The 3,397-nt window shown below is 34.7% G+C and carries 2 protein-coding genes and 1 pseudogene; all 3 read right to left on the bottom strand.

Annotated elements, in window-relative coordinates:
• Positions 1-48 precede the first annotated feature (48 nt).
• On the bottom strand, positions 49-282 hold the full coding sequence (locus AC3AX0_RS09645) for a hypothetical protein (RefSeq protein ID WP_487550078.1): 234 nt from the start codon (positions 280-282) through the stop codon (positions 49-51).
• Between the two features lie 91 nt (positions 283-373).
• Positions 374-2,611: an LTA synthase family protein gene (locus AC3AX0_RS09640; RefSeq protein ID WP_487550077.1), complete on the bottom strand. Its 2,238-nt coding sequence runs from the start codon at positions 2,609-2,611 to the stop codon at positions 374-376.
• A 532-nt stretch (positions 2,612-3,143) separates the two neighbouring features.
• Positions 3,144-3,397, bottom strand: a pseudogene (locus AC3AX0_RS09635) (hypothetical protein); the annotation flags it as partial.

Below are 3,397 nucleotides of genomic sequence, written 5' to 3'. Positions count from 1 at the left end.
CATCTACACAGCAGACACCTACTTTTACTATTTTAATTCAATACCCGCTTAAAACAAGTATAGCATATTAGTATCAAACATTATAATCATAGTACTTAAAATCGATATGATTTTTTTGATACCATCAGACTCGTATCTCAACGGAACTTCTATACCCTCTTTAATGGATTTCAATTCTATTCTAAGACCTTGACTACCACCCTCTCTTAATTGCTTGCCATGATTCTTAAGTCCAATGTTTAATCCTGGAAAATCACTGGACTTAGTTGAATAATTATTCAAGACAAGGAAATATTGCGATTTTCAGGGCATTTTTTCGGAGGTTTCACAGGCACTGCTATTAAATATTGGTATATGTTGGTTTTTGATTACCTTATTGGAAAATTAATTCTAAATCGACTAACTCTTCTATTGATTCTTCTATTTCATTGGTCCAGGAATCGCTCGAACTTAATACTCTACCGGTTTTTGTTATCTGTGATACCTTTACAGTGGTGTTTGGCGCCATGTTAACGTGTGGTACAAGCAGTGTTTGACTGTCTAAGAATACGGTATCAGACTGTTCATTGTTTAAAAACACCTCACTCCACATTGTGAAATTCAGGCCACTAACTATAATAGCGTCACCTTTATCAGTAACATCTAAGATGTTAATAGGATCAACACCCATTTTCATTTTTTTCTTTTTGAAGGGGTTTTTACCACCGTATACATTCTTATCCCCATATAGCATATCGTATTGAAGTAGCTGAAGTTCTTCTTCGTAATTCTCTGTGTCTTTCATAGTTTGGTGAAAGAGATTTAGAAGACCATTGCTATAACCAAGTCTTTCCATAATAGTCGAACCCATTTGATATGCCATTAAATCTTGATTTGTTTTCTCAAGTCCCATGTTGTCCCATATGACGTATTCAATCTGAAAAGGTGTGCCATCTTTTAAGTCCTCATCTGTGATATCTAAAGAGGGCATATGATCGCCATAGAAGACTACGACAATTGGTTCAGGGAAGTCTTCCAATGTTTGGATTAAATCACCAACAAAAGCATCCGTCTCATAAACTTGATTCGCATAGTAAAGATATTTATTGTAAGTTAACTCTTCAAGGGGCTCCTCGGAAGAAAGTGGCACTGTAAGGTCCGTCATATCTTCAAGTGATGAATCAATGTCATTGCTAATCATTGCTGGTGCACCAATAACGCTTGAAGGCACAATGACTGGGTTATCAATAATGGGTTCTGCTGGATATTTTCCATGAGGTTGCACCGATACAGCAAAAATAAAGTCTTGTTCTTGAGTTGCTTGAAGTGCTTTAGTAATTTCTGGGATTAATACTTTATCTTTAGCCCAATTGAGTGGGTTGTATTCAATGTCCTGCATATACTCTATGGAAGAAAAACTGTCAAAACCTAATCTTGGGTATACATTGTGTCTAGCATAAAAAGTACCCATGTTGTTATGGATTGCATGATTGTGGTAGTCCAATTCGGTGAGTGCGTATGGTAGACTTTCAACCGTCGATTTCTTTAAAATTGTTTTATATGGGTATTCACCTGCGCCAAAATAATCGAGGCTCATTCCACTTAATATTTCAAATTCTGTGTTGGCAGTACCCGCACCTATCGAGGGGACCGTAACATAACCTGATGAATAGTTTTCCATAAGTTTGGTCATATAAGGCAACGGATTTGTATTAAATTCTAATCCCTTAATCCTATTAACATCAAAAAAGGATTCAAGTTGGATAAGCACGATGTTTGGTGTCGTGTTAATTTCCACTTCAGTTGCTAATTTATCCCCGTATACCTTGTCCAGAACTACATCTACATTAATCAATATATCATCAGTAGTTGAATCATCTTCAATGCAATCTGTTTTTATAGGCAGCATTTCAAGGACTTCACCAACAGTTTCAGAGGAATAAGTCTTTGGCCTTTGTATACCTTTATCAACTACACTTCTAGAAAAACTATAGGCAAAACCATAATCAAGGAATGCTTCAGCGATGTTACCAAAATCCTTTGTGACAGCATTCCCAATTACTGCAGCATTGTAACTGCCTGTAAGTAAGAGAAAGCACATTGCTATTGTCACAATACTTCTACGCAAGTATATTCGGGTTAATGGTAACCTAATACTAACAAAGATAAGCGAAGCAATAATGGATAATGCAAAAAGAATAATGAGGATCATTTGAAAAGTATTTACATATCGTTGAACAACAGTGAATACAGAGGTTAACATTTTAAAATCTGTAGCAGTGAGTGGTGTTGTTCTAAAGCTTAACAATATGAAGTTAGTAAAACCAAGCCAAAGCCATATGGTACTGACACAAATATAGCCAAAATGTCTTTTTGATAGGAATAAAGAAAAAACTAAGAAACTACATAGAAAGAAGACACTACAAATGAACATAAGCGGGTTTGTAAGTGGTGTCATCAAACCATTGATGATTGATCGGTGTCCCATCATTTCTAGTACTAATTGTAAGCATACCGCTATGATTAAAATTTCTTTACAAACCATAATTGGGGTAGATGGTTTGTGTATTTTATTTTTTGATTTTGTGATAATTTTATGTAAAATATCTTTTATTTTTTTTAGAATATTCATATTACACTTCCTTTTTAGTATTGCCTCAATTATTATACTTGAATTCACAGCAATGTCAATGATATATAAACGTAAATCAGACCCCACATTCACGGAGCAAAGGGTCTGATAGTGTATTTGATTTATTTCGAAACTAAACAATCGACTGATATTGATTCGACAAATCACAAAACTTTTATTGCCTTCTTCATTCTTTGCTAATGAATATCTTCAAATTGCCATTATTTTTTAGTTTCACAAGCTTTCTTAAGCATGCTCAAAAACTCGTCCATAACATCAGCAATGTCACCATATTATTCTAAAATATCAAACACCTTTGCATCTTTGTCTATGACCATTTTTCTCCTCTAATATCATATATATCCATACTTCGATACAAAGCACGAATCGTACCTGTTTCCCATATATCATAACCTTATATAAAAGGTAGACTTGGTCTTTTAATCAGAGTGAATATTTAATCATTGCATATCATTTTTCGGAAGTTTCACAGGTACGCTTATGTATTATTCGACAGGACCTACTGGTTATTCTAATTTGCAATATATTTTGTATCCTTGCCCCTTCCAATTTTAACTAGTATCCTTTTGTCGCACATCCTCTTCAACACTGTATAAGACTGAGTTTTACCAAGACTTAATATTTTCTCAGCTTCAACCCTTGTTACAGAACCTTGAGTAGCAATAAAATCCATTACAACCTTTTCCCCTTTTAATAGACCATATGCAATATCACTCTCACCTACAACCTTATCAGACTTGCCATCAGCGGCAGGAAGGATAATCT

Source organism: Dethiosulfatibacter sp., from assembly GCF_983023055.1.
This window is presented reverse-complemented; position numbering and strand designations above follow the sequence as displayed.